Source organism: Acidovorax benzenivorans (assembly GCF_028680575.1).
GTDB classification, from domain to species: domain Bacteria; phylum Pseudomonadota; class Gammaproteobacteria; order Burkholderiales; family Burkholderiaceae_C; genus Acidovorax; species Acidovorax benzenivorans.
This window is the reverse complement of record NZ_JAPCKI010000006.1, coordinates 158,963-181,338: the sequence shown is the minus strand read 5'-3', so window position 1 is coordinate 181,338 and position 22,376 is coordinate 158,963. Positions and strand designations below refer to the sequence as shown.

Below are 22,376 nucleotides of genomic sequence, written 5' to 3'. Positions count from 1 at the left end.
TCAGCGTACGCAGTCGGCCGCAACAATCTCGTCGATGCGTTTGGCTTCGGCCGCGCGGGCAGGGCCGTCCAGGAAGATTTTTTCGCCCTGTGCATTGGCTTGCGTGATGGGCTTTCCTGCATCAAACGCCGCTTTGGCTGCGCGTGCACGTGTGCAGTTTTCAGCCTTGGCTTTGGCTATTTTTTCGTCCTCAGCTTTTTTCTTGGCGGCCTCCGCGGCCTCAGCCTGGGCTTTTTTCTCTTCCAGCTCCTTGTCCTTGCCTGCACCCGGTGCACTGGCGGCGGCCTTGGGTGCTGTGGCTACTGCAGGGGCGGCACCAGCGCTCGGGGCTGCATCGGAGGTTGCTGGCGCTGCCGGGGCCGTAGCGCGTGCCGGGCGGTTGCCACCCGGCTGTTTCAAGATGCTTTTCTCAGGAATGTCGGGTGGTGGAGGACGGTCGCTGAAGACCTTGCGCCCGTCTTTGTCCGTCCACTGCCATTGCGCCGCCGCGCCCATGGCCCAGGTGCAGGCCACGGCCAGCAGAAGAAGCTTGTGCATTTTCATGCGGGCAAGTTTATCCATGTGATTCCCCCCCCGCCAGTGCGTTGAAGACGGGTGGGCGCGTTTTCACCACACGCGGCGCGGGTACAATCCGTTTTTTGGAGCTTTCTCATGCGCCTTCTTGGAAAAGCGCTCACCTTCGACGATGTGTTGCTGGTGCCAGCGTACTCCCAGGTCCTGCCCAAGGACACGTCCCTCGCGACGAAATTCTCCCGCAATATCCAACTGAACCTGCCGCTCGTGTCCGCCGCCATGGACACCGTGACCGAGGCGCGTCTGGCCATTGCCATTGCCCAGGAGGGCGGCATCGGTATCGTGCACAAGAACCTCACGGCGCAAGAGCAGGCTGCTCATGTGGCCAAGGTCAAGCGCTACGAGTCCGGTGTGCTGCGCGACCCGGTGGTCATCACCCCCGAGCACACCGTGCTGCAGGTGCTGCAACTGTCCGAACAGCTGGGTATTTCGGGCTTCCCGGTATGCGACGGCGGCAAGGTGGTCGGCATCGTCACTGGCCGTGACCTGCGTTTTGAGACGCGCTACGACGTCAAGGTCCATCAGATCATGACGCCGCGCGAAAAGCTCATCACGGTGAATGAGAAGGAGGGCACCACGCCAGCCGAAGCCAAGGCGCTGCTCAACAAGCACAAGCTTGAACGCATCCTGGTCGTGAACGACACCTTTGAGCTCAAGGGCCTGATCACGGTGAAGGACATCACCAAACAGACCAGCTTCCCCAATGCGGCGCGTGATGCCGCTGGCCGCCTGCGCGTAGGCGCAGCGGTGGGTGTGGGCGAGGGCACCGAAGAACGCGTCGAAGCCTTGGTCAGGGCCGGCGTAGACGCCATCGTGGTGGATACGGCCCACGGCCACAGCAAGGGCGTGATCGACCGTGTGCGCTGGGTCAAGCAGAACTACCCGCAGATTGAAGTGATCGGCGGCAACATTGCCACGGGCGCAGCTGCACTGGCCCTGGTCGAGGCGGGCGCCGATGCCGTCAAGGTGGGTATCGGCCCGGGCTCGATCTGCACCACCCGTATCGTGGCGGGCGTGGGCGTGCCGCAGATCATGGCCATCGACAACGTGGCCACTGCGCTCAAGGGCACTGGTGTGCCGCTGATTGCCGATGGTGGCATCCGCTACAGTGGCGACATCGCCAAAGCCCTGGCCGCTGGAGCGGGCACGGTGATGATGGGTGGCATGTTTGCCGGCACCGAAGAGGCCCCCGGCGAAGTCATCCTTTACCAGGGCCGCAGCTACAAAAGCTACCGCGGCATGGGCTCCATCGGCGCCATGCAGCAGGGCAGTGCCGACCGCTACTTCCAGGAATCGAGCACGGGCAACCCCAACGCCGACAAGCTCGTGCCCGAAGGCATCGAAGGCCGGGTGCCCTACAAGGGCTCGATGGTTTCCATCGTCTACCAGATGGCCGGTGGCGTGCGTGCCTCCATGGGCTACTGCGGTTGCGCCACGATCGAAGAGATGAACAACAAGGCCGAGTTCGTCGAGATCACCACTGCCGGCATCCGTGAAAGCCACGTGCACGACGTGCAGATCACCAAGGAAGCGCCGAACTACCGCGCTGATTAATCCTTTGTTGATCCTATCTGGCCTGATTGAAAAAATCTGGTCAGACTGATATAGTCTGGTCTGAATTCATTGTTCAGGCCAGACTTTTCTTTTTGAGGTCCGCACATCCATGCAGTCCGTCGGTATCTACGAAGCCAAGAGCCGGTTTTCCGCCTTGATCGAACTGGTCGAGCAGGGCGAGGAAGTGCGCATCACCCGCCACGGCAAAGAGGTGGTGCGTATGCTGCCTGTGCGCCGCCGCCCGGTGATTTCTGACGAGCAAATTGCGCGCGAACTGGGTCAAATGGACGCGTTGCATGCCAGCATTCAGCCCGCAGGGGCATCGACGGTGAATGGCCTGCGCCACACCGGGCGGAGCATTGCATGACTGCCTTCGTGCTGGATGCCTCGGTCACCGCTGCTTGGTTGCTGCCCGACGCTGCCAGCGAGCGCACCCGCCGTCTCTACACCCTGATCCGCCGCGACGAGGTGGAGCCCCAGGCGCCTAACCTTTGGCACTGGGAGTGCCACAACATCCTCGCCAACGGTGTGAACAGCGGGCGCATCCCCGCAACCTCCGTCGAAGGCCTGTGGGGTGTGCTCGAAGCGATCCGCCATCGGGTGGAGCTGCACGAACTGGCCCCTGCCCAGCACAAGGCCGTGCTCGACGTGGCACTGGAAACGGGCCTGCCCACCTTCGATGCTGCCTACCTGTGGCTGGCCCGCTCGTTGCGTCTGCCCCTGGCCACCTTTGATCCCCAACAGGCTGCTGCCGCACAGCGCAGCGGTGTACCTCTTCTCGACCTCTCTCGCCTCTGACGGACCACCACCATGCAACACCAGAAAATCCTCATTCTCGATTTCGGCTCGCAAGTTACCCAGCTCATCGCCCGCCGCGTGCGCGAGGCCAATGTGTACTGCGAAGTGCACCCCTGCGATGTGACCGACGAATGGGTGCGTGACTATGCCAAGGATGGCTCGCTCAAGGGCATCATCCTGTCGGGCAGCCACGCCAGCGTGACCGAAGACACCACCGACCGCGCGCCACAAGCCGTGTTTGATCTGGGTCTGCCCGTGCTGGGCATTTGCTACGGCATGCAGACCATGGCGCAGCAACTGGGTGGCAAGGTCGAAACCGGCCACAAGCGCGAGTTCGGCTTTGCGGCCGTGCGTGCACGCGGCCACACCGCACTGCTCAAGGACATCGCCGACTTCACCACCCCTGAAGGCCACGGCATGCTCAACGTCTGGATGAGCCACGGCGACAAGGTCACAGAGCTGCCCCCAGGCTTCAAGCTCATGGCCAGCACCGACAGCTGCCCCATTGCTGGCATGGCCGACGAAGACCGCCGCTTCTATGCCGTGCAGTTCCACCCAGAAGTCACGCACACCGTGCAGGGCCGGGCGCTGCTCGACCGCTTCGTGCTCGGCATCTGCGGCACGAACCCCGACTGGGTGATGCGCGACCATATCGCCGAGGCTGTGGAGAAGATCCGCCTGCAGGTGGGTGATGAAGAGGTGATCCTGGGTCTCTCAGGCGGTGTGGACTCGTCCGTGGCCGCAGCGCTGATCCACCGCGCCATTGGCGACCAGCTCACCTGCGTGTTCGTGGACCACGGCCTGCTGCGCCTGAACGAAGGCGACATGGTCATGGAAATGTTTGAAGGCAAGTTGCACGCCAAGGTGATCCGCGTGGATGCGAGCGACCTCTTCCTGGGCAAGCTGGCTGGGGTGAGCGATCCTGAACAAAAACGCAAGATCATCGGCGGACTGTTCGTCGATGTGTTCAAGGCCGAAGCGGCCAAGCTCAAGGCGGGTACGGCTGGTCACAAGGGAGCCACCTTCCTGGCCCAAGGCACCATCTACCCCGATGTGATCGAGAGCGGCGGGGCCAAGAGCAAGAAGGCCGTGACCATCAAGAGCCACCACAACGTGGGCGGCCTGCCCGAGCAACTGGGCCTCAAGTTGCTGGAGCCGCTGCGCGACCTGTTCAAGGACGAAGTGCGCGAGCTCGGCGTGGCCCTGGGCCTGCCGTACGAAATGGTCTACCGCCACCCCTTCCCCGGCCCCGGCCTGGGCGTGCGCATCCTGGGTGAGGTGAAGAAGGAATACGCCGACCTGCTGCGCCGCGCCGATGCGATCTTCATCGAAGAGCTGCGCAACTTTGTGGACGACGCCACTGGCAAGACCTGGTACGACCTGACCAGTCAGGCCTTCACCGTCTTCCTGCCCGTCAAGAGCGTGGGTGTGATGGGCGATGGCCGCACTTATGACTACGTGGTCGCCCTGCGCGCTGTGCAGACCAGCGACTTCATGACCGCCGACTGGGCAGAGTTGCCCTATGCGTTGCTCAAGAAGGTGTCGGGCCGCATCATCAACGAAGTGCGCGGCATCAACCGCGTGACGTATGACGTGAGCAGCAAGCCGCCCGCGACGATTGAGTGGGAGTGAAATCAGGTCCTTCGGGGACTATCGCTACCTATCGAAAATCCGCCGTAACGTGTTGATTTCAAAGGAAATACGTCGCGGCAGCTATCGGCAGCTATCGCCGGGCAGCGAAACGGATTGACGGTAGAGGTGACGGTAGAAACCGGAGGTCGGATTAAGACCTCCTTGTTGACTATCGAGACCAAATCGGTCTTTGACGGTAAATCACTCCTCTGGAAAGCTTGTTTCATGCGGCTTTCCGGGCATCAGCAGGTCTCCTGACCCCTGACGGTAAAAGCCGTCATGAACAGGAGGAAAAACCTCGATGCTTACCGACACCGCACTGCGTAATTTGAAGCCTAAGTCCTTGACTTATAAGGCTTCTGACCGGGATGGGATGTACGTGACGGTATCGCCCACCGGTACCGTCACGTTCCGCTTCGATTACCGTCTCAACGGCCGCCGTGAGACCCTGACCATTGGCCGCTATGGGCCGGCGGGTATTTCGCTGGCGATGGCCCGCGAAAAGCTGCTGGATGCCAAGAAGGCCGTCGCCCAGGGCAAGTCTCCGGCCCACGAGAAGCAGCGCGAGAAGCGCCGCCTGACCGCCGCCAAGAACTTTGGCGACATGACGGCCCAATGGCTGGCCGGCGCCAGGATGGCCGATAGCACGCGAGCGATGCGTAAGAGCATCGTCGATCGGGACATCCTGCCGGCCTTCCAAAACCGCCTGCTCAACGAAATCACCGCTGATGACTTGCGCGCCTTGTGCGGCAAGGTGAAGGGGCGCGGGGCGCCAGCCACCGCAGTGCACGTCCGCGACATCGTGAAGCAGGTCTATGCCTTTGCCATCCTACATGGGGAGAAGGTGGACAACCCGGCGGCCGATGTGGGCGCAGCCTCGATTGCGACCTTCGTACCGAAGGACCGTGCTTTGTCACCGCTGGAGATCCGCCTGATGTCGCGGCAGATGGAGTCGGTGGCCACCTATCCGACCATCCGTCTGGCGCTGCGCATGGTCCTGCTGACGCTGGTGCGCAAGAGCGAGCTGATCGAGGCCACCTGGGACGAGGTCGATTTCGAGAACGCGACCTGGACCATTCCGAAGCAGCGGATGAAGGGGCGCAACCCGCATGTGGTCTACCTGTCGCGCCAGGCGTTGGACATCCTGGTGGCGTTGCACACCTGCGCGGCCGGCTCGAAGTTCGTGCTGCCGTCGCGCTACGACTCCGACCGCTGCATGTCCCACGCGACCCTCAACCGGGTCACGCAGATCGTGGCGCAGCGGGCCAAGGCTGCAGGCCTGCCGCTGGAGCCGTTCACCGTCCACGATCTGCGCCGCACGGGCTCGACGCTGCTTAATGAGATCGGGTTCAACCGCGACTGGATCGAGAAGTGCCTTGCGCACGAGGAGGGGCGTTCCTCGCGCTCGATCTACAACAAGGCCGAGTACGCCGAGCAGCGGCGCCACATGCTGCAGGAGTGGGCCAGCATGGTCGATGCCTGGATCGACGGGCAGACCTACGTGCCAAAGCTGATGCCCGACAACGTCGTCGTGCCGGTGTTGAGTGCAATGGCCTGAAGCAGTGGATAGGTTGTCACTTGACAACCTATCCAATCATTCCCATACTGGAGATTCTTGATGGCCCGTTCCTCTCATCCGAAGAAAGAGGTCGAGGAAGCACTCAGGCATGCCGAAGGGCAGGGTTGGCGCGTGGAAGTCGGCGGCAGCCACGCCTGGGGGCGGGTTTACTGTCCGTACAACGACGCGGAGTGTCGTTGCGGCGAGTTCTGTGTCACCAGCGTGTGGAGCACGCCGAAGAACCCAGGGAACCACGCGCGCGCCTTGCGGCGCGTCGTGGACAACTGCACCACGCACCGCAAGCAGCAGGAGGCGGCCGACGGTGCCGAGGAATAGCGCGATGGAATACACCTTCACCCTGAAATACCAGCTTGCCGATGATGACAGTGACCCGGATGGGCTGGTCGAGCGCCTGGGCGAAGCCGGCTGCGACGATGCTCTGGTCGGCATCGGGCAGCCGGGGCGGCTCGCGCTGGAATTCACCCGCGAGGCGGACAGTGCGGACGCGGCTGTGCGCAGCGCGCTGGCCGACGTGCGGCGCGCCGTACCGTTGGCCAGGCTGATCGAGGTTGCGCCGGATTTGGTCGGGCTGACCGATGTGGCCGACATCGTCGGCGTGTCGCGGCAGAACATGCGCAAGCTGATGCTGGCCCACCCGGGCAGCTTCCCGGCGCCGGTGCATGAGGGCAGTGCGTCGATCTGGCACCTGGCGGATGTGTTGGCCTGGCTGCAGGCCAAGGGCAGCTACTCGCTGGCTTTGGACGTTCTGGAGGTGGCGCGCGTGGCTCTCCAGGTCAATGTTGCCAAGGAAGGGCAGCGGCTATCGGGTTCGGCTTCCAAGGGGTTGGAAGCTCTCGTTGGATGAGGCTGCCGCCAGCCTCATCTTTGACTGGAACCCGCCCGAACAGGGCGGGTTTTTCGTAGGTGGACATCCGGCTTGCCGGCGCTGATGCGAGGGGCTTGCTTGCGCTTCTCGATCCAGGCCTCCACCTCGGCCAGGTCCCACACCACGCAGCGTGGCGTCAGATTGAAGCGCCGCGGAAACTCACCGCGGCGCTCCATTTCGTAGATTGTCGTTTCGGCCAAGGGGACGATCTGACGCAACTCGTGGCGGCGGATGGTGCGCCGAAATGGCAGAGCGCCGTGTTTGGGGAACTGCGGAAGATCCCCGTAGGCGTTCGAGCCTGGCAAGGGGAGGGATGCCGGTTGCGGGCGCATCGCCAGGTCCGTGTCCAGGTCGATTTTTCCTAACGGGTTATTCTCCATGTCGAACTCCGTGATTGTTCGGCGATGCATGGATTGCCGCCGCGTGACGATATCGTGTCTTTCATGGGCTATCGCGGAAACTCTCAGGAGCGTAGTGAGGCGTACTGAAGACAAATAGCCGAGGGAAGAGGGGGAGAGCATGGCGACGGTAACGGTTTCTCCGATTCATTTTGAGGACTACAGCGGCCTCCAGTTTGAGCGCTTGGTCTTTGCGTACCACGTGCGCGTTGGCTGGCGCGGCCTCGTTTGGCACGGCCAATCGGGAGGCGACCAAGGGCGGGACATCTCCGGTATCGAGCCATTCGATGACCAGCCGGCACGCAAGACCATCATCCAATGCGCGAACCGGGGAACGTTGACGTTGGCGAAAGCCGAGGCCGACATGGGCAAGGCGGTCAAGGCAATAGGCGGGGCGCCAGATGCCTTCAAGTTCGTCTCTCGTGGCGCCGTTTCAGACGCAAGCCGAATACGGATTGAGCAAGCCGCAGCTTCCCTGGGAGTTGCGCATGTGACGATATGGTCAGGAGTGGAGTTCGAGGAAAACCTGCGGCTTCGTGCCGAGTACCTGCTGCATCGCTTCGTCCAGGGCATCGAATTTCCCGATGCTGAAGCGGAGATCCGAAAGTTCGTGGACGACTTTCCTGACCTTTCGGACGCTGATGCGCTGCAATTGATGGCGGCCGTGTTTGATCGTCCGGCCTTTCGCACGCCGTTTCAGCAGGAAAGCTCTTTGCCTGCCTTTCAGCAGGCGGTCGAAGACACCATTGGCGCACTCAACACTGGCGTGTGGCGGACGCGCGAGGGCGACGAGATCAGGCGTATCCCTTCGATCCACCATCTTCAGGATCAACGTATCCAGGCGGTGCTTGCAAACGTTGTTCGTCAGGTCGATGAACTGCGCCGCATCTTTGTGACCCGGCTCAAGGAAGGAGAGATCAAGCACTGCGGATGCGGTCAACCGAACTGCCCCACGTTCGAGCTCACAGAGCGCGTTGCCGTCGAACTGGACGAAGCCAGGCGGAAAATCCTGACGACGTTTCGATCCGTGCACGCGTCCTTTGATGTGGATGTTCAGTAGGCGGGCATCGCATGGCACTGACTGCAGCTCAAATTGCGTACCTCAAGCATCATCCACCTGGCGATGCGGTGGTACACGCACTGTCCGAGCTACTGGTCAATGACCATGACTTGCTCGGCATCGACGCCAATGAACGATCCATCACCTTTCGCTTCGCCATGTATCTCCAGTGTCATTTTCCTGATTGGACTGTCGATTGCGAATACAACCGGGATGGCATAGAGCCGAAAAGGCTTGGGCATCTGGAGCTTTACCCGGACAGCGAGGATGATGAGGCGAAGACCGTATTTCCAGATGTGATCGTGCATCGGCGTGGAACGAAGGAGAACCATCTGGTCTTGGAGTTCAAGAAATCAACGAGCCGCGTTAACCGACAGATCGATCTTCGGAAACTTCAAGGCTACAAGCGGCAGCTTGGCTACGAACACGCCCTGTTCGTGGAGGTCGGCACCGAGGGACAGGCGATCATCATCGCACTTGAATGGGCTTGAGGGCCTGCCGAGAAGAACTCATGACACGAATTCCACCGTTCAGCTCACAGCACTTGGAAGCTGCCTGTCGTGTTCTCGCCGATACTGAGCGCGGCTTGAGCGGTACGCAGATCGAGCGCCTGTTGCAGGAGATCGAGATTGCGGACACCTCGCCCGGCATGACGAAGTGGAAGCGGCTGTTCAATGCGCTGGCTGGTGCGCAGAACCAGCATGAGTTCGGCAACCATCTCATCATGTTCGTCAACCGGGCGATGAACCCAGTCAACTACGCCCGTGGCCCTGCGACGTTTGCGTGGCGGCGCGACGAACTTAACGTCGTCCTAGCCTTCTCGGGTTTTTACGTGCGCGAGGATGGCAAGGTCGCGCACGCCGACAAGGCTACAACGCTCGACGCTGCACGCGCCCGCGCGGGACGACTTAAGGCCGCGCTGGAAAGCCGCATCGTGCACGCGGAAGTGCTGAACTACTGCCGCGCAGAGTTGCTGGACGAAAACTATTTCCATGCTGTCTTTGAGGCAACAAAAGGCGTTGCAGAGAGGATTCGCCTGCTGTCAGGTCTGAACGGCGACGGCGCTGACCTGGTGAACAAAGCATTCGCAGGCCAGCAGCCGGTCCTGGCCTTGGGGCCGCTCACCACGGAGTCTGTGAAGAGCGAGCAGAAAGGCTTTGCCAACTTGCTGATCGGCCTGTTCGGCGCCGTGCGCAATCCGCTGGCGCATGCACCCAAGACGAATTGGCCCATGTCCGAACAAGATGCACTGGACATCCTGACCCTGATATCGCTGATTCACCGCAAGCTGGACGGCACCGTGAAAGCAGCTGCCGTTTCACCATAAGGGTAAGGACAAGAATGGATCTAAGTTTCGTCGTCGCGCCCACGAATCCAGTCGTGGTCGGGGACGATCAGTGATCCAACAAGGCCGCCTGCCCGCTGTGCCAAACCTTGTTCATGCTGCGAAATCGAAAGTGCAAGCATTTGGATGGCCGACCTGGCAACACGCAAAGCACGCAGTACTTCCTGTGTAAATGGTTCCCTTCGGTGATGCTCGATTTCCGGCGCTTGCCTGCTGTTCGCTGGATCGCCAATGTCATGCAGTACCACGAATCGGTGCGTGCCTGCGTTGCGGAGGTGCTTTTGAGAACGCAAAATTCCCGCGCTGTTGTCATAGTCCTCGGCAAGCTCTACAAGGCCATAGAGGGCACTGGCGCCCCCCCGAATTGCCTTCTCCACCTCTTCGGCAAGTGGGTGCGCGCCGGTGGTCTTGTCAGGTTTTCCGCGCCACAATTTCCCGAAGTAGACCTTGTCAGGCGATTGCCCAAGCTCGAAGTAATGGTTCGCTGTTACGGCGATCTTGTCGAGCAAGTCGAGCGCCGTGCGATGTGCCAAGATGAGGGCAGACGCATCAGGGCCATAGGTAGCATAGTCGAGAGTGTCCCCAAATCGCCCTGTCGCAGGCCACGCGTTTTCATCGCTAGCCCGCCATAACAAGTCGCGCGCGAGTATGAAGTCGCTCTTCAGCATGTTGAACATGGCGAACACGGGCAGAGGCATCCCGACTGCAACTGACTCTCGCTCCAGAATTCCGGGCAGCATGAGCCAGTCCAACTTGCCCAAGTTGGGATCGATGAGCTCGACGACGGGCGCAAGCGTCAGGCGTTCACGCTCGACCCACCTGATGAATGGATCTTGATGCGGTGATCGCGGTGGCGCATCTCCCAATTTGCTTGCGAACGCGGCGATCTGCTCCGCGGCCTGCACGCCGGCGTATTGGATGACTCGATCCCTATGCCGGTCCGCGATCTTGGCCAACAAAATCGCCTCGACACGCGTGAGTTCTGAGCACCCACCTCGCTCATAGAGCCAAAGCAAACTACGGGCCGCTGAGCTTGCTGCAACTCCGTTCTCTGGATCAATTTCTAGTGCAGCAAGCCATCCATCATGGGCTTCGCCAAGCCGATAGCTGCCGCTGAACTGGTTGGCGAGATTCGTCCAAGCTTGAGTTCGCAGCGCTGAATCGGCATCCGGATCCTGAGCTACTTTCCAGAAACATCGTCGTGCTTCTGCGCGTCGCTCTCTAGTTAGCTCCTGATGGTTCAACCAATTTGCATTGCGAGGTGGGAAACCTGTCGCGGCGACCAGCCCATTGGCCAAGTTATACGTGACGTCAGCAATTGGAAATGAGCTGTGGAGTTCACGAAACAGCGCGAGCCCTTCTTCAATCGCGTCCTGCTGGTGAGTCAACGTGCCGCCATCGACCAGGATCGCTGCGCGTAGGCCCATCAGGTTGAATCGCTCATCTGTATCGAGATCGAGATTGATCTCTCGGGCCTGTTTCACGGCCTCGGCTGGATTGCTGTTCAGCAAGGCAATTAGATGAGCGGACCGCTCATAGAACCTGTCCAGCATTGATGACATAGAGGGGTTGCGCCGCGCGCTATACGGCAGGGCGTGGTTCTTGGTGGGTCGGGTGGGTCCAGCAACCGGGACTTTCGCTGTCGAAGAATTCCACTTCGACATGCGCTCCCAATACATCATGGATCATCTGGAAGACCCGGTTGCAGTACGCCTGATCGCCTCGGAATACTGATACCGCTACACGATTTATACCCGTGTCCTTCATGCGCTGAAGGAGGTGGATGTCTTGGTCCGCGAAGCCCCAGCCGTAGACCACTAGCGTTTCCCGGTGCGATTTCAGAACCTCTCTGTAGACGGTGGAGAGGTAGTAGCTGTTCTGGATGGAGGCAACTTTTTGTGGCCATGTTCCTTCGCTCACGAACAAAGGAACGACCTCTCCGTCCTGCCAGCGTTGCAGGACAGCCTCCAGCAAACCGCCCTGAAGGTTATGGATCTTGCGCTCCTGTTCGACCAAGTTTCGACACAACACCAAACTGCCATGCGGATAGAAAACGAGCGAGGTTGAACGATCTCCTCGGATCGGTTGCCTGAATCGCTGCCAGTCATCGTCGAAGGCACCGCCTCCCACAAAGCAGTCCTTGAACGCATGCTGGTCGTCGATGTCCAACCCGTAGGTCATAGCCCAGTACACAACCAGGTCGTAGTTGAGCGAGATGACGGTACTGAATCGCTTCAGGAATTGATAAATGCTTGGCAGGTGGGCGCTTACCGCACCATGCTCCGGGTGAATGTTGCGGACCGTTTGGATGAGACAGTCCCTAAGAGCGACGTAGGCGGCATGGGTCCGCTCATCCGGTATTCGTAGCGAACGGTTGACGTTCGACGCCTGCCAGACGATCCGAAGAACTAGTTCGAAGTCGTTGGTCTGGAAGAACTTGAACAACTGCTGAGCGTCCTCGGGAAGCAAGTTGTGCTCAGCAGCGTGTTGAAGCAGCGATGCATACGAAAAGCTCGGACTGACGGAAATGCTGGCACCGTTGCCGAGGAGAATTGTGCAACCGTAGTTCTCGACAATCGCTTCCCACGACCTGATCTCAAACGGCATGTCGTCGTTCCTTGCGCGATCGAGTAAGTGTGTTCAAGGCTGTCGGATTCGCAGGAGATGGTTCTTGAGCAGGAACCAGCACATATTGAGCGCGAAGGAGCGGCCGAGCCGTGTCATCTGATCTTCCGGAATGCCCACCGGGCGATGAGCGCCAGGACTCAGGAAACCGAATACGCCGGCGAGTCCTCTTTCCTCCTCGGTCGTGATCTCGCCACTCGTGCGCAGGAACAACAGCACCTCGCCCCACTTCGAGGGGTTGTAGGTCGCGTGGCCTTGCGACCGCGATGCAACGTCGGCAGCTACATCACCTGCCAACGTCTCTAGCGCCACGCGGGCATTCACGAGTGATGCGTTGTAGTCGGGTGGTGTCGCCCGGAATGCGCTGGCCGAATCGTTGATTTTTGCGATGATCTCCTGCGCACGAGGAGCCCCCGAGTTCTGTAGGGCGTCGATCAGGTCATCCTCCAGCGGCGCGGCATCGGAAATCGACGGGTCGGTCTGGACCAGCCTCTCGTCTTGGATGATGTAGCCGTCCAGTAGTAGGCACTGCTTCAGATCGCGTATTCGCTCTTCGAACCGATACTTCGGATTGACCCTCGTTCGCAGATCGCCTTGGGTCGCCACTACCTCGGCGAGCACCTGCATGATGATGTGGTCATCGAGATCGCGCAGTATGTTCAGCAGTTCGTACAGCAGTTGCTCTCGAGAGAACGAAAGGTGCTGCACGCCGTACTTGCTCAGGAGCACGATGGAAATCATGGGCTCCTGCAGTTCGAGGAATTGCGCAAACGAGTAGCGGGTTCTGTGTCCGATCATGCGTTCTGCTCACTCATCCAAATCTGATACCAAACAGCCCGCCGTCCTCCGTGGCGTCGGTCAAGCGCGTGGGGAGTACATACTTGTTGAGGTCGAAGCCATCTATGGTCTCCTTGAAGGCATCGTCTTCGTTCATCGTCACGATGTATTGAAAACCAAGCTCTTGCGCGATCTCTGAGCCAAGACGCAATGCACTGATGACCTGGCGTCCGTCAACGCCATCGAACAGATGGCTGTCATGGATCAGAAATCCCGGCCCCATCTGGCGCTTGGCGCACAAGCGCATAAGCATCATGTCGAAGCAGAAGATCTGCATGTTCTTGATGCCCTTGCTGCGCTCGCCCTGCATCGGAAACTTGAAGATCGGTCCATTCGACGTTTCATCGACCGTCATGCTGCCGGCCGACTCATACAGGCGTTGAGAGGTTTCCTCGAAGGCGACGATGGCCTCTGCCAGTCTGTCCTTCTGTTCGGCGAAGTCGCGCCGCAAGCGGATCGTGAGGCGGTTGCGCTCAATCTCCAACTCGTTCTTAGTGCCTTCAAGCTGCTCTGCGGCTTCGAAGCGTTGCCGCAGCGATTCCACTTCAGCCTCAAGTCGCCCCAGTTCGCCTTGCAGCTTGAGGAACTGTTCGAGCGCACCGTGGCTCCTGAGAATGCCCAGGATTTCGCCACGCCTCTGGTCAAACTGAGCTTTCTTGCTATCGCGCAGCTCGATACGCAGCTTCGCAGCTTCGAGTTCGCTGGACAGATAGTCCTTGCGATTGCGCACCACCGATTCATGAAAGCTCTTCACGTCCTCGTAGCGGCGCTTGACCAAGCCGGGCAGCACAATGCCTGCCTCTTGATAGACCGCCTGGAGGTCTTCATGGTCTGGCGGAACCTCCGAGGCCAGTGCGCTTTCCAGATCACGGATAGCTGAGAAGTCGATGGTATTGGCGTTGGCCAACTCGTTGAGTTGGCGAGTCAAACTGGCGCTTTCGACTTCCAGTTCCCGGTACTCTGGCAAGACCTGAAAAGTCTCAACTTCTGCGTGAAGCTTCTTGAGTCGGGCTTCTTGAATGGTCAGCTCCGTGCGCAAGTCGGCGGCCTTGCCGATGATTGAACCGAATGCGCCGTTCCCGGCCGCCTTCTTCAGCTCTTCGAGAGTCTTTTCCCGATCGCGGACAGCCTGCCAATCCCGGGCAATCTGCCAGTCCAGTCCGAGCAAGAACATCAGCGCCATCTGCATGTCGCCGGTTCCTTGCATCGTGGCCTGCTTTTCCGGCGTCATGAAAGCGCCGCTCGCCTGTCGGCGCACAAAGTACGCAAACAGTGACCGGAACGAAGGCGGCTTGCTACCAGCAGCTTCAAGGCTGCTCAGACCGAACATTTGTTCGCCGAGGAACGTACACCACTCGGTGGCCGAGAACTTGACCTTCGCGGCAGGCGGAACAGTCACGAAGATTTTAGCTTTGGAACTGCCGCTGCGCTCGACCACCGCCCGTTCCGACTTCAGATCGAAGTCCATGCCGAAGGTGTGTTCGGCCAGTTCCGCAGTGCGGAAAATCGACTCCGGGCCAGCTTCGGCACCGAGCAGGAAATGCACCAGCTCAACGAAGCTGGTTTTGCCGGCGCGATTGCGCGTTTGCTTGCTGGTTGCCCCCTCGGTTTTTTGGGCGAGCAGTACATTCAGGCCAGGCTTCAGATCTCCAAGATTCTTGAAGCTAGGCAGCGTGCTGAAGATGTGATGAATCACGCTGCCCTCCTTGCCACAAGGCCGCTTTCGAGTTCGATGGCTCCAAGGGCATAGAGGAGGTCGAGGGCGAGCAAGAACCAGTCGTAAGTAATGCGCCGGGGCGTTGCCGCCAAGCCGACGTCATGCTTGTTCAATTCCTCCCAAAGCGCGGAGACAGTCTTGGGCCGTGCGAGGAACGTCAGAACATGCGCGCCGACGGTCAATAGCGCACGATCCTGCGGCAGATGCTTGGATGGCAGGATCATGCAATCCCCATCGCTTGAGCATCTTCAAAAATCTCGCACTTGTCGAACAGGTACGCCATGACGGCCAACACGGCCGCCTTGTGCGCGGGCGTGGTGTTCGTCGTGCCCCCAGCCCAAACTTCTAGGCGGCCGAATATTTCATCAGGATGGAGCTGCGGAACTCCATCCCGCAGCCCCACGTATTCGCTCTTGAACGCCTGCGCGATCTGCTCGCCGTAGGTGGGGTTCTTCCAGCTATTGAAGAACTGCGCAACGAGCGGCGACTTCTGCATGCCGATTTTCAGGAAGTCGGCGACAGCCTGGGACAGAAGGTTTGCCTCGATCTTTCCGCGCGAAACGTCCTTCACCTCGCTCGCCGTGGGTACGGGCGTGATGCTGATGTGAGTGAGCACAGCGGCCAGATCGCTGAAGCCCAAGTTGACATTTGCTTCCATCGTCAACGAGGGGCCGAACCAGGACTCGAGATCCTGAAGGCTTAACTGACGGAATTTCGCCAGCATCTCCTCGTACCCACAGTGTCCGATCTTGATCTGCGGGTTGTCTTGCGCGAGTTTGGCCAGGACTTCGATGATGTGTGGACCCAGACGCCCATCGGGTGCGTTGTGGACGAAGGTCCACTCATCGAAATAGTCTTCCCAGTGCTCTTTAGCCCCTTCGAAGTCCTCGTTGATTTTCTTGATGGCCTCGGCCGCGGTCAGTTCGTTGGGGGCGTAGCTCTGGAACAGGATTCGCGCGGAAGGTAGGTATCCGTCGTTCTTCCGATCCCCAACGTTGCCCCAGGGGCGGCAAGCCATAAAGTCATTGGGGTGTGCCTTCGACATCAGCTTCTCGAAGAGACGTTGAAACCCATCCCCCTTGGATTCCAAGAAGGCGATGCGGAAGTCTTTCTCGTAGTTGAGTTGCTGTATGCGATCCATGCGTTCGAGCCCTGGCCTTGATGTTCTTGGAGTTTTCAGGCAGAAGCGCCGGGCTTCTTGTGGATGGGCTGGGCCTGCGCACGGTTGATGTCGAAGGGCAGTGCCTTATCGGCTGCAATGCGCGTGAGCAGTACCCGAATGGCGTCTGAAACGGACAGCCCCATGCCTGCCAACACGTTCGTGGCCTCCTCTTTGATATGCCCGTCAATTCGGGCGCGAACGACATCACTGCTGCTTGCCATTGCATGCCTCAAGCCTTGGTTGTAGCTACATTGTGCTCCATTTGGGCCTCCATGTCATTTACTGTTTGTTGCAGTCATCCGGGCGTCCCGCCGCTGGGCTTGCGGGCTCTGTGCCCCTCGCTTTGGGTCGAGTTGCGGTCATCCGGCGTTGACCGCTGACGACTTCGGCCTTCGCGGGTCCGCGAATTTCGCTTGCAAGGGCAGGACTGCGGAAGGGTGGGGCGGTTTGCTGTTCCCTTCATCGTGCCACGGCGTGCTCGCCGTCAAGGGCGGCGCGTGCCGTGCACGCTTGCGGCCTGCGGCCGTCTTTGCCCCTTGACTGCTTGTGCTGCGCCGTGACCCGGAAGGGCTGGGCAATTCCGCCCGACTACCTTCCAGGAGGTCACCATGGACTACACATTCATCACTGACGAGCAGCGCTTGGTGCAGCTGGCCAACGGCCGCGAATCTTTGCAGAACCCGGACTTTGATCCGGCCCCCGTGGTCAAGCTGTTCACGCCGGATGCCGGCGCGACCTGGCTGCTAACTGAGATCGACCCGGACGACTACGACCACGCTTTTGGCCTGTGCGACCTCGGCCTGGGGATGCCTGAACTGGGCTGGGTCAGCTTGGCCGAACTTGCTTCGGTACGCGGTCGGCTTGGTTTGCCGATCGAGCGCGATCTGCACTTTCGTGCGGAGAAGCGGTTGAGCGCTTACGCGCGTGATGCGCGCCACGCTGGCCGGATCGTCCACTAACCGGACAAGGGGCGTCGCAAGATGCCCCGTTCACGGTCTCAGCAGATCCGGCAAGCAATCGGCGAAGGCCGGCTGGATCTTGCTTACCGGCTTGGCCACGGCTTCGTCGCCGGTGAGGACTGCCATCGTCATGCCGGTCATGGTGGTCAGACCGTTCGAGCTGCGCAGCACCTGTAGCGCAAGATCAACCGGGAAGCCCTCGGCATTGCGCCTTAGCGGATGAATGCCGCCATGCACGAATGAGTTCATGGCGTGCCAGGTCACCTCCTTGAAGTGCGACAGCATCTGGTGAGCGGCTGCCGGCGCGCCTTGCCCGACCCGCTTGCCGATCTGTTCGATCATTTCGCTGGCGCCAGGCAGGTTCTTAGCCGCCTGTTCGCTTTGCAGCGTCAGTGGCGCCAGCAGTTTTTCAATCGCTGCGTCGCTGGCTGCGTAGAGCAGCCACATCGCCCGCGTCAGGGTCTCGAACTGCAGGCGCATGAGGCCGACGGCGGACGTGGGCAGTCGCAACGCCATCAACGCTCGCATTGCCGCTGCATGTTCCATGGCGACCAAGCACATGCCGAGGGCTGATTCGCCACGGGGCGATCCATCGAACTCGGCATCACCCAGTAGTTCATCCAGCCGTTCTTGTAAGGCATTGGAGCGGCGGAGCATGTGCTCCAAAGGGTCGTCGTTATTGATGATGGTTTCCTCCATAGAGGGATGGTAGGACGGTCGTGCGTCCCCGGCCAAGGAAACATGGCCGGTCGCGCTGTCGTGCTGCGCATCGAGCCTCGCTGCGCGAGTCTCGCCCCTCTCGGGCTTCCATCGTTCCCTCGCTCCGCTCGGCTGACGCCTCCGGCCCGGCTTCCAGCTTCGGGCCTGCGCGCTTCGCTTGCCGTGCGGTCGGCGGTGGAAGGGGCCGTTGCCTTGTTCAGCCGTCTTCCCTGACTCCATCACCTTGCTCGCGACTGTAGCCCGCTCCCGTGTGCCATCAAGGCGCGCAGGGCCGTGTCCTTGGCTGCGCCTGCGGGCCGCACCAACCCTGCGCTTGTCTCCTTGACGGCGCCCGTTCGCGCGCTCCTGACCGTCGCGGGCGATGAACTCAGGAAAGACGGTGGCAACGAGGCCAACCGGGTTCTTCGTGCCGACCGCACCGAACAGCCACCAGGCTGGGCTCCGAATCTAGGAATCCGGTGTGCGGTTTTCTTCAACAGCCATTTTGTTTAGGAGAACGCCATGCTTGCCAACCGTTTTGCCTCCCATTCCCCCGCGCTGCGCAGCGACACCCCGCTGTCCGATGACCAGATTCGCCGGGTGGCTCCATCCATCTTCGCGGATGCCCCGCACCAAAGCCGCTCCGAGCGTTACAGCTACATCCCCACGGCTGCTGTGCTGACCGATCTTCGCAAGGAGGGTTTCCAGCCCTTCATGGTGTGCCAGACCCGCGTGCGCGATGAAGGCAAGCGCGAGCACACGAAACACATGCTTCGCCTGCGCCATGCCAGCCAGATCAACGGCGCAGAGGCCAACGAAGTCATCCTGCTGAACTCGCACGACGGCACGAGCAGCTACCAGATGCTGGCGGGCCAGTTCAGATTCGTTTGCAGCAATGGGCTTGTGTGTGGCGACACCGTGGCCGATGTGCGGGTGCACCACAAGGGCGACGTGGCGGGCCAAGTCATCGAAGGCGCCTTCGAGGTGCTGCACGGCTTTGACCGCGTGAAGGAGTCGCGCGACCTGATGCGCAGCATCACCTTAGACGATGGCGAATCGCAAGTGTTCGCCCGCGCAGCGCTGGCCCTCAAGTATGACGACCCAGCCAAGCCCGCGCCCGTCACGGAATCACAAATCCTGATGCCGCGCCGCTTCGACGATCGCCGCCCCGACCTGTGGAGTGTGTTCAACCGCACGCAGGAGAACCTGACCAAGGGCGGATTGTCCGGCCGTGCTGCCAATGGCCGCAGGCAGCAGACCCGCCCCGTGCAGGGCATCGATTCCGACATTCGCCTGAACCGCGCCCTGTGGCTGCTGGCCGATGGCATGCGCCAGTTGAAGGCTTGAACCGTTCCCCCCGCCGGAGGGGCGGTTCCCCTCCATTCCCTTGTTTCACTCGATTGGAGATTCACCATGAACGCCGTTACCACCACCGAAGCCCAAGCCGTCCACACCGCAGCCAGCAGCGCCGCCAACGTGCTGCAAGCTGCCGACCCGAGCAAGCACATGATCCTGGTGCCGCTGTCGCGGCTGGTGCTGCGCCCCACGGGCCGCAACGTGCGCAAGACCGTCCCGCGCATGTCCATCCCCGAGCTGGCCGCGAGCATCCAGCGCGTGGGCCTGCTGCAAAACCTGATCGTGATCCCCGCCGCCGATGGTCTGCATTACGAGGTGGTGGCCGGTGGCCGACGCCTCGCGGCCCTCAAGCTGCTGGCGAAAAAGCACCGCATCGCCAAGGATTGGAACGTGCCTTGCCTGCAGGTGGCCGATGGCACGGCACGGACTGCCAGCCTCACCGAGAACGTGCAGCGAGAGGCCATGCACCCGGCTGACCAGTTCGAGGCCTTCGCCGCCCTGGTGGCCGAGGGCCGGCCCATCGAGGACATTGCGGCGGATTTCTCCGTAACGCCGCTGGTGGTGCAGCGCCGTTTGAAGCTGGCGAACGTCTCGCCGCGCCTGATGGACGACTACCGTGCCGATGCCGTGACGCTCGATCAGTTGATGGCCCTTGCCATCACCGACGACCATGCCGCGCAGGAGGCCGCGTTCTACGATGCGCCGCAGTGGCAGCGCAACCCGTCCGCGCTGCGCGAGCGCCTGCCCGAGGCACCGAAGCCGGTGGAGGTGGTCGCGGTACCGCAGCTGCTCGCGCTGCCGTCGCAGTTGAAGCCACTGCCCCAGGCTGACGAGGCCAAGCCCGTGCCGGAACCTGCCGACGAGAAGGTGCGGGTCTCGCGCGCCAACGCAGAAGCCCGCGTTGCGCCCACGCGCGAGGGCTATGTCAATGCGATCCAGGTCTGGCCTTTCACCGATGGCGCGCTGTACCAGGTCTATGCGGCCGTGGGCCGCGTGACGGTGGTTTCTTTGCAGCCCGGTGAGGACCTGGTAACGGTGGCTGCAGGCGACACGGTGCGCTGGATCGTGGGTGACACGTCGAGCGGCAGCGGAGATGCGCTGCGCGTCAACGTGATGGTCAAGCCCACCCGCTCGGGCCTCAAGACCAATCTGGTCGTCACTACCAGCCGGCGCACCTATCTGCTGGAGCTGACCTCGACTGAGAAGACATGGATGGCTTCGGTGTCCTGGGAGTACCCCAAGGACAAGATGCTGGCCCTGCAGCGCCAGGCGCAGGCGGCCAGCACTGCCGCTTCGGTCGATACTGGCCTGTCGCTGGAGAAGATCCGTTTCCGCTACGCGGTCAGCGGCAGCAATCCGCCGTGGAAGCCGCTGCGCGCCTTCGACGATGGCGAGAAGGTGTACATCCAGTTCCCGCCGGGCATTGCTCAGGGCGAGCTGCCGCCGCTGTTTGTGATCGGTGCGCAGGGCGACGGCCAACTCGTCAACTACCGATTCCGTTCGCCGTATTACATCGTGGATCGGCTGTTCGGCGCGGCCGAGTTGCGCCTGGGCGCAGACAAGGGTGACGTGGTGCGGATCGAGCGCACGGACGGGGTTTCGGGTGGCACGCGGAGGAACTGACCATGAGCCAGGACGACATTCCCGACCAGGCCGTGCCGTCGCCGGGCAAGGTGGCACCCGAGGCGATGGTGCTACGTGCTCAGCCGCGTCCGGTCACGCGCCTGAACCGGCGCACGCTGGCCATCCTCACTGGCGGCCTGTCGGTCGCCGTGCTCGGAGCCACGATCTGGTCATTGCAGCCGCACCGGCGCAATGCAGGCGAGCAGACCGAGCTGTACAACGTGGATCGTGTCTCGAAGTCCGAAGGGCTGGACGGCCTGCCTTCGGACTATTCCAAACTGCCCGCGAAAGTGCCCGAGCTGGGGCCGCCGCTGCCGGGCGATCTCGGCCCGGCCATCGTGAAGTCGCAGCAGCCGGTGACGCCCACCTATGCGCCGCCGGGCCCCGACCCGGATGATGCACGGCGCAAGGAGGCCGATGCCGCGGCGGCTTCGTCGGTGTTCTTCCGCTCGGGCAGTCCGGCCAAGGCCGGCGCAGCGGCCGCAACACAAGTCGCGGCGACTGCGCCCGGCAACGCCTTGGCGGGCTTCGACTCTCTGGCGGCCGGGCCGGCCTCGACGGCGGCCCAGCCGTCCGACCCGACCGCGGCGCAGAACCGGCAAGACCAGAAAGAGGCTTTCCTGAAAGGCGGCTCTACGGAAACCCGCAATTCCGAAAATCTGCAAATGCCGGCATCGCCGTACCAGGTCATGGCCGGAACGGTGATCGCAGGCGCACTGGTGACGGGCATCAAGTCCGACCTGCCGGGCGACGTGATCGGCACGGTGACGGAGCCGGTCTATGACTCGGCCACGGGCAAGTTCCTGCTGATCCCGCAGGGCTCGCGCATCCTGGGCAAGTACAACAGCCAGGTGAGTTACGGGCAGAGCCGTGTGCAGGTGGTGTGGAACCGCATCATCCTGCCCGACACGTCTTCGCTGAAGCTCGACAACCTGGCAGGCACCGATCCGGCCAGCTATTCAGGGCTGGAGGATGGCGTCGATTGGCATTGGGATCGCGTCTTTGTCGGCGCGGCGTTGACCACGCTGCTGGGCGTGGGAGCCGAGCTGGCCGCGCCCGAGAACCGGCAGGACGGCAATCGCATCGTGATCGCCGGGCGCGACAGCGCCCAGGACAGCATCAATCAGGTGGGCCAGGAGATGACCCGGCGCAACATGAACATCCAGCCGACGCTGACTAGTCGGCCGGGCCTGCCGGTGCGGATCATCGTCAACCGCGACTTGGTGCTACGGCCCTACCAGCCGCTTTTCTTCACTAGGGGCATCGCTAAATGAACACCGCCAAGAAGCTGCGGCTGGGGCCGCTCCCAAAGACTGAAAGTGTCAAGCTGACCTTCGTTTGCCCGGCTGGCCTGAAAGCCGACCTCGACCGCTATGCCGCGCTGCATGCACAGACCTACGGCGAGGCAGTGGACGCAATGGCGTTGATCTCGTACATGCTAGAGGCATTTATGGCTGGAGATCGGGGATTCAGGAAGCCGGGCAAGGCCAAGGTCACTCGTCCGAAGCCGGGTTGACTATGGCTTGTTGGGCTGCACCAGAGGAGCCGTTTGCAGAGATCCAAAAGTCTTGGTAAGATATTCTTACCGGCCGTA

At 61.3% G+C, this 22,376-nt stretch carries 24 protein-coding genes and 2 pseudogenes; 16 read left to right on the top strand and 10 right to left on the bottom strand.

Annotation, left to right across the window (positions count from 1 at the left end):
- A complete protein-coding gene (locus OIN59_RS12865; RefSeq protein WP_274110850.1) occupies positions 1-543 on the bottom strand; it encodes a DUF4124 domain-containing protein in 543 nt (180 codons plus the stop codon).
- A gap of 108 nt (positions 544-651) precedes the next feature.
- On the opposite strand from OIN59_RS12865, the gene guaB reads away from it, so the two are divergent.
- The 7 genes from guaB to OIN59_RS12830 all read left to right on the top strand — a co-directional run bounded on the left by guaB (position 652) and on the right by OIN59_RS12830 (position 6,980).
- Complete coding sequence (guaB, locus tag OIN59_RS12860) at positions 652-2,127, top strand: IMP dehydrogenase (protein ID WP_274110848.1); 1,476 nt, start codon at positions 652-654, stop codon at positions 2,125-2,127.
- Positions 2,128-2,236: 109 nt separating this feature from the next.
- Entirely contained in the window at positions 2,237-2,494 is a 258-nt protein-coding gene (locus OIN59_RS12855) for a type II toxin-antitoxin system Phd/YefM family antitoxin (protein WP_274110846.1), read from the top strand.
- Positions 2,491-2,925 carry a type II toxin-antitoxin system VapC family toxin gene (locus OIN59_RS12850; RefSeq protein WP_274110844.1) on the top strand — a complete coding sequence of 145 codons (435 nt, stop codon included), beginning with the start codon at positions 2,491-2,493 and terminating at the stop codon, positions 2,923-2,925. The genes OIN59_RS12855 and OIN59_RS12850 overlap by 4 nt, the downstream gene beginning before the upstream one ends.
- A gap of 12 nt (positions 2,926-2,937) precedes the next feature.
- Positions 2,938-4,557, top strand: a complete 1,620-nt coding sequence (gene guaA, locus OIN59_RS12845) for a glutamine-hydrolyzing GMP synthase (protein ID WP_274110842.1) — start codon at positions 2,938-2,940, stop codon at positions 4,555-4,557.
- A gap of 301 nt (positions 4,558-4,858) precedes the next feature.
- Positions 4,859-6,115 (top strand): tyrosine-type recombinase/integrase, encoded by a 1,257-nt coding sequence (locus OIN59_RS12840; protein ID WP_274110840.1) that lies wholly within the window; start codon positions 4,859-4,861, stop codon positions 6,113-6,115.
- Positions 6,116-6,175: 60 nt separating this feature from the next.
- Positions 6,176-6,451: a hypothetical protein gene (locus tag OIN59_RS12835; RefSeq protein WP_274110838.1), complete on the top strand. Its 276-nt coding sequence runs from the start codon at positions 6,176-6,178 to the stop codon at positions 6,449-6,451.
- Positions 6,452-6,455: 4 nt separating this feature from the next.
- Complete coding sequence (locus OIN59_RS12830; protein WP_274110836.1) at positions 6,456-6,980, top strand: helix-turn-helix transcriptional regulator; 525 nt, start codon at positions 6,456-6,458, stop codon at positions 6,978-6,980.
- 14 nt (positions 6,981-6,994) lie between these two features.
- On the opposite strand, the gene OIN59_RS12825 is transcribed toward OIN59_RS12830, so the two are convergent.
- Positions 6,995-7,333, bottom strand: coding sequence for a helix-turn-helix transcriptional regulator (locus tag OIN59_RS12825; RefSeq protein ID WP_274111178.1), 339 nt, complete (start codon positions 7,331-7,333; stop codon positions 6,995-6,997).
- 187 nt (positions 7,334-7,520) lie between these two features.
- Here OIN59_RS12825 and OIN59_RS12820 point away from each other — a divergent pair, with 187 nt between their 5' ends.
- The 3 genes from OIN59_RS12820 to OIN59_RS12810 are packed head-to-tail and all read left to right on the top strand — an operon-like array spanning position 7,521 to position 9,786.
- On the top strand, positions 7,521-8,459 hold the full coding sequence (locus OIN59_RS12820; protein WP_274110834.1) for a hypothetical protein: 939 nt from the start codon (positions 7,521-7,523) through the stop codon (positions 8,457-8,459).
- Positions 8,460-8,470: 11 nt separating this feature from the next.
- Positions 8,471-8,950, top strand: coding sequence for a hypothetical protein (locus OIN59_RS12815; RefSeq protein ID WP_274110832.1), 480 nt, complete (start codon positions 8,471-8,473; stop codon positions 8,948-8,950).
- Between the two features lie 20 nt (positions 8,951-8,970).
- On the top strand, positions 8,971-9,786 hold the full coding sequence (locus tag OIN59_RS12810; RefSeq protein WP_274110830.1) for a TIGR02391 family protein: 816 nt from the start codon (positions 8,971-8,973) through the stop codon (positions 9,784-9,786).
- A 20-nt stretch (positions 9,787-9,806) separates the two neighbouring features.
- Here OIN59_RS12810 and OIN59_RS12805 read toward each other — a convergent pair whose 3' ends face one another.
- The 7 genes from OIN59_RS12805 to OIN59_RS12775 are packed head-to-tail and all read right to left on the bottom strand — an operon-like array spanning position 9,807 to position 16,366.
- Positions 9,807-11,366: an LA2681 family HEPN domain-containing protein gene (locus OIN59_RS12805; protein WP_274110828.1), complete on the bottom strand. Its 1,560-nt coding sequence runs from the start codon at positions 11,364-11,366 to the stop codon at positions 9,807-9,809.
- A gap of 19 nt (positions 11,367-11,385) precedes the next feature.
- Entirely contained in the window at positions 11,386-12,411 is a 1,026-nt protein-coding gene (locus OIN59_RS12800; protein WP_274110826.1) for a DUF4917 family protein, read from the bottom strand.
- A gap of 33 nt (positions 12,412-12,444) precedes the next feature.
- Positions 12,445-13,227, bottom strand: a complete 783-nt coding sequence (locus tag OIN59_RS12795) for a hypothetical protein (RefSeq protein WP_274110824.1) — start codon at positions 13,225-13,227, stop codon at positions 12,445-12,447.
- Positions 13,228-13,240: 13 nt separating this feature from the next.
- A complete protein-coding gene (locus tag OIN59_RS12790) occupies positions 13,241-14,962 on the bottom strand; it encodes an ABC-three component system protein (protein ID WP_274110822.1) in 1,722 nt (573 codons plus the stop codon).
- Positions 14,959-15,207 carry an ABC-three component system middle component 6 gene (locus OIN59_RS12785; protein WP_160854109.1) on the bottom strand — a complete coding sequence of 83 codons (249 nt, stop codon included), beginning with the start codon at positions 15,205-15,207 and terminating at the stop codon, positions 14,959-14,961. The genes OIN59_RS12790 and OIN59_RS12785 overlap by 4 nt, the downstream gene beginning before the upstream one ends.
- Positions 15,204-16,124: an ABC-three component system protein gene (locus OIN59_RS12780; protein ID WP_274110821.1), complete on the bottom strand. Its 921-nt coding sequence runs from the start codon at positions 16,122-16,124 to the stop codon at positions 15,204-15,206. The genes OIN59_RS12785 and OIN59_RS12780 overlap by 4 nt, the downstream gene beginning before the upstream one ends.
- A 35-nt stretch (positions 16,125-16,159) precedes the next feature.
- Positions 16,160-16,366: a type II toxin-antitoxin system RelB/DinJ family antitoxin gene (locus tag OIN59_RS12775; protein WP_160854105.1), complete on the bottom strand. Its 207-nt coding sequence runs from the start codon at positions 16,364-16,366 to the stop codon at positions 16,160-16,162.
- Between the two features lie 387 nt (positions 16,367-16,753).
- Between OIN59_RS12775 and OIN59_RS12770 the strand changes: the two genes are divergently transcribed.
- Positions 16,754-17,104 (top strand): DUF2958 domain-containing protein, encoded by a 351-nt coding sequence (locus OIN59_RS12770; protein WP_274110818.1) that lies wholly within the window; start codon positions 16,754-16,756, stop codon positions 17,102-17,104.
- Positions 17,105-17,134: 30 nt separating this feature from the next.
- On the opposite strand, the gene OIN59_RS12765 is transcribed toward OIN59_RS12770, so the two are convergent.
- Complete coding sequence (locus OIN59_RS12765) at positions 17,135-17,803, bottom strand: DUF6988 family protein (protein ID WP_274110816.1); 669 nt, start codon at positions 17,801-17,803, stop codon at positions 17,135-17,137.
- Between the two features lie 522 nt (positions 17,804-18,325).
- Here OIN59_RS12765 and OIN59_RS12760 point away from each other — a divergent pair.
- From OIN59_RS12760 to OIN59_RS12740, 5 genes and pseudogenes are all read left to right on the top strand, one after another.
- Positions 18,326-19,150, top strand: a complete 825-nt coding sequence (locus OIN59_RS12760) for a DUF932 domain-containing protein (protein WP_274110814.1) — start codon at positions 18,326-18,328, stop codon at positions 19,148-19,150.
- A gap of 66 nt (positions 19,151-19,216) precedes the next feature.
- A pseudogene (locus OIN59_RS12755) lies at positions 19,217-19,909 on the top strand (ParB/RepB/Spo0J family partition protein); the annotation flags it as partial.
- Positions 19,901-20,782, top strand: a pseudogene (gene trbG / locus OIN59_RS12750) (P-type conjugative transfer protein TrbG); the annotation flags it as partial. The pseudogenes OIN59_RS12755 and trbG, both read left to right, overlap by 9 nt.
- 2 nt (positions 20,783-20,784) lie before the next feature.
- Positions 20,785-22,056 carry a TrbI/VirB10 family protein gene (locus OIN59_RS12745; RefSeq protein WP_274110812.1) on the top strand — a complete coding sequence of 424 codons (1,272 nt, stop codon included), beginning with the start codon at positions 20,785-20,787 and terminating at the stop codon, positions 22,054-22,056.
- On the top strand, positions 22,053-22,298 hold the full coding sequence (locus OIN59_RS12740) for a DUF2274 domain-containing protein (protein ID WP_274110810.1): 246 nt from the start codon (positions 22,053-22,055) through the stop codon (positions 22,296-22,298). Before OIN59_RS12745 ends, OIN59_RS12740 begins: the two co-directional genes overlap by 4 nt.
- Positions 22,299-22,376: the final 78 nt, after the last annotated feature.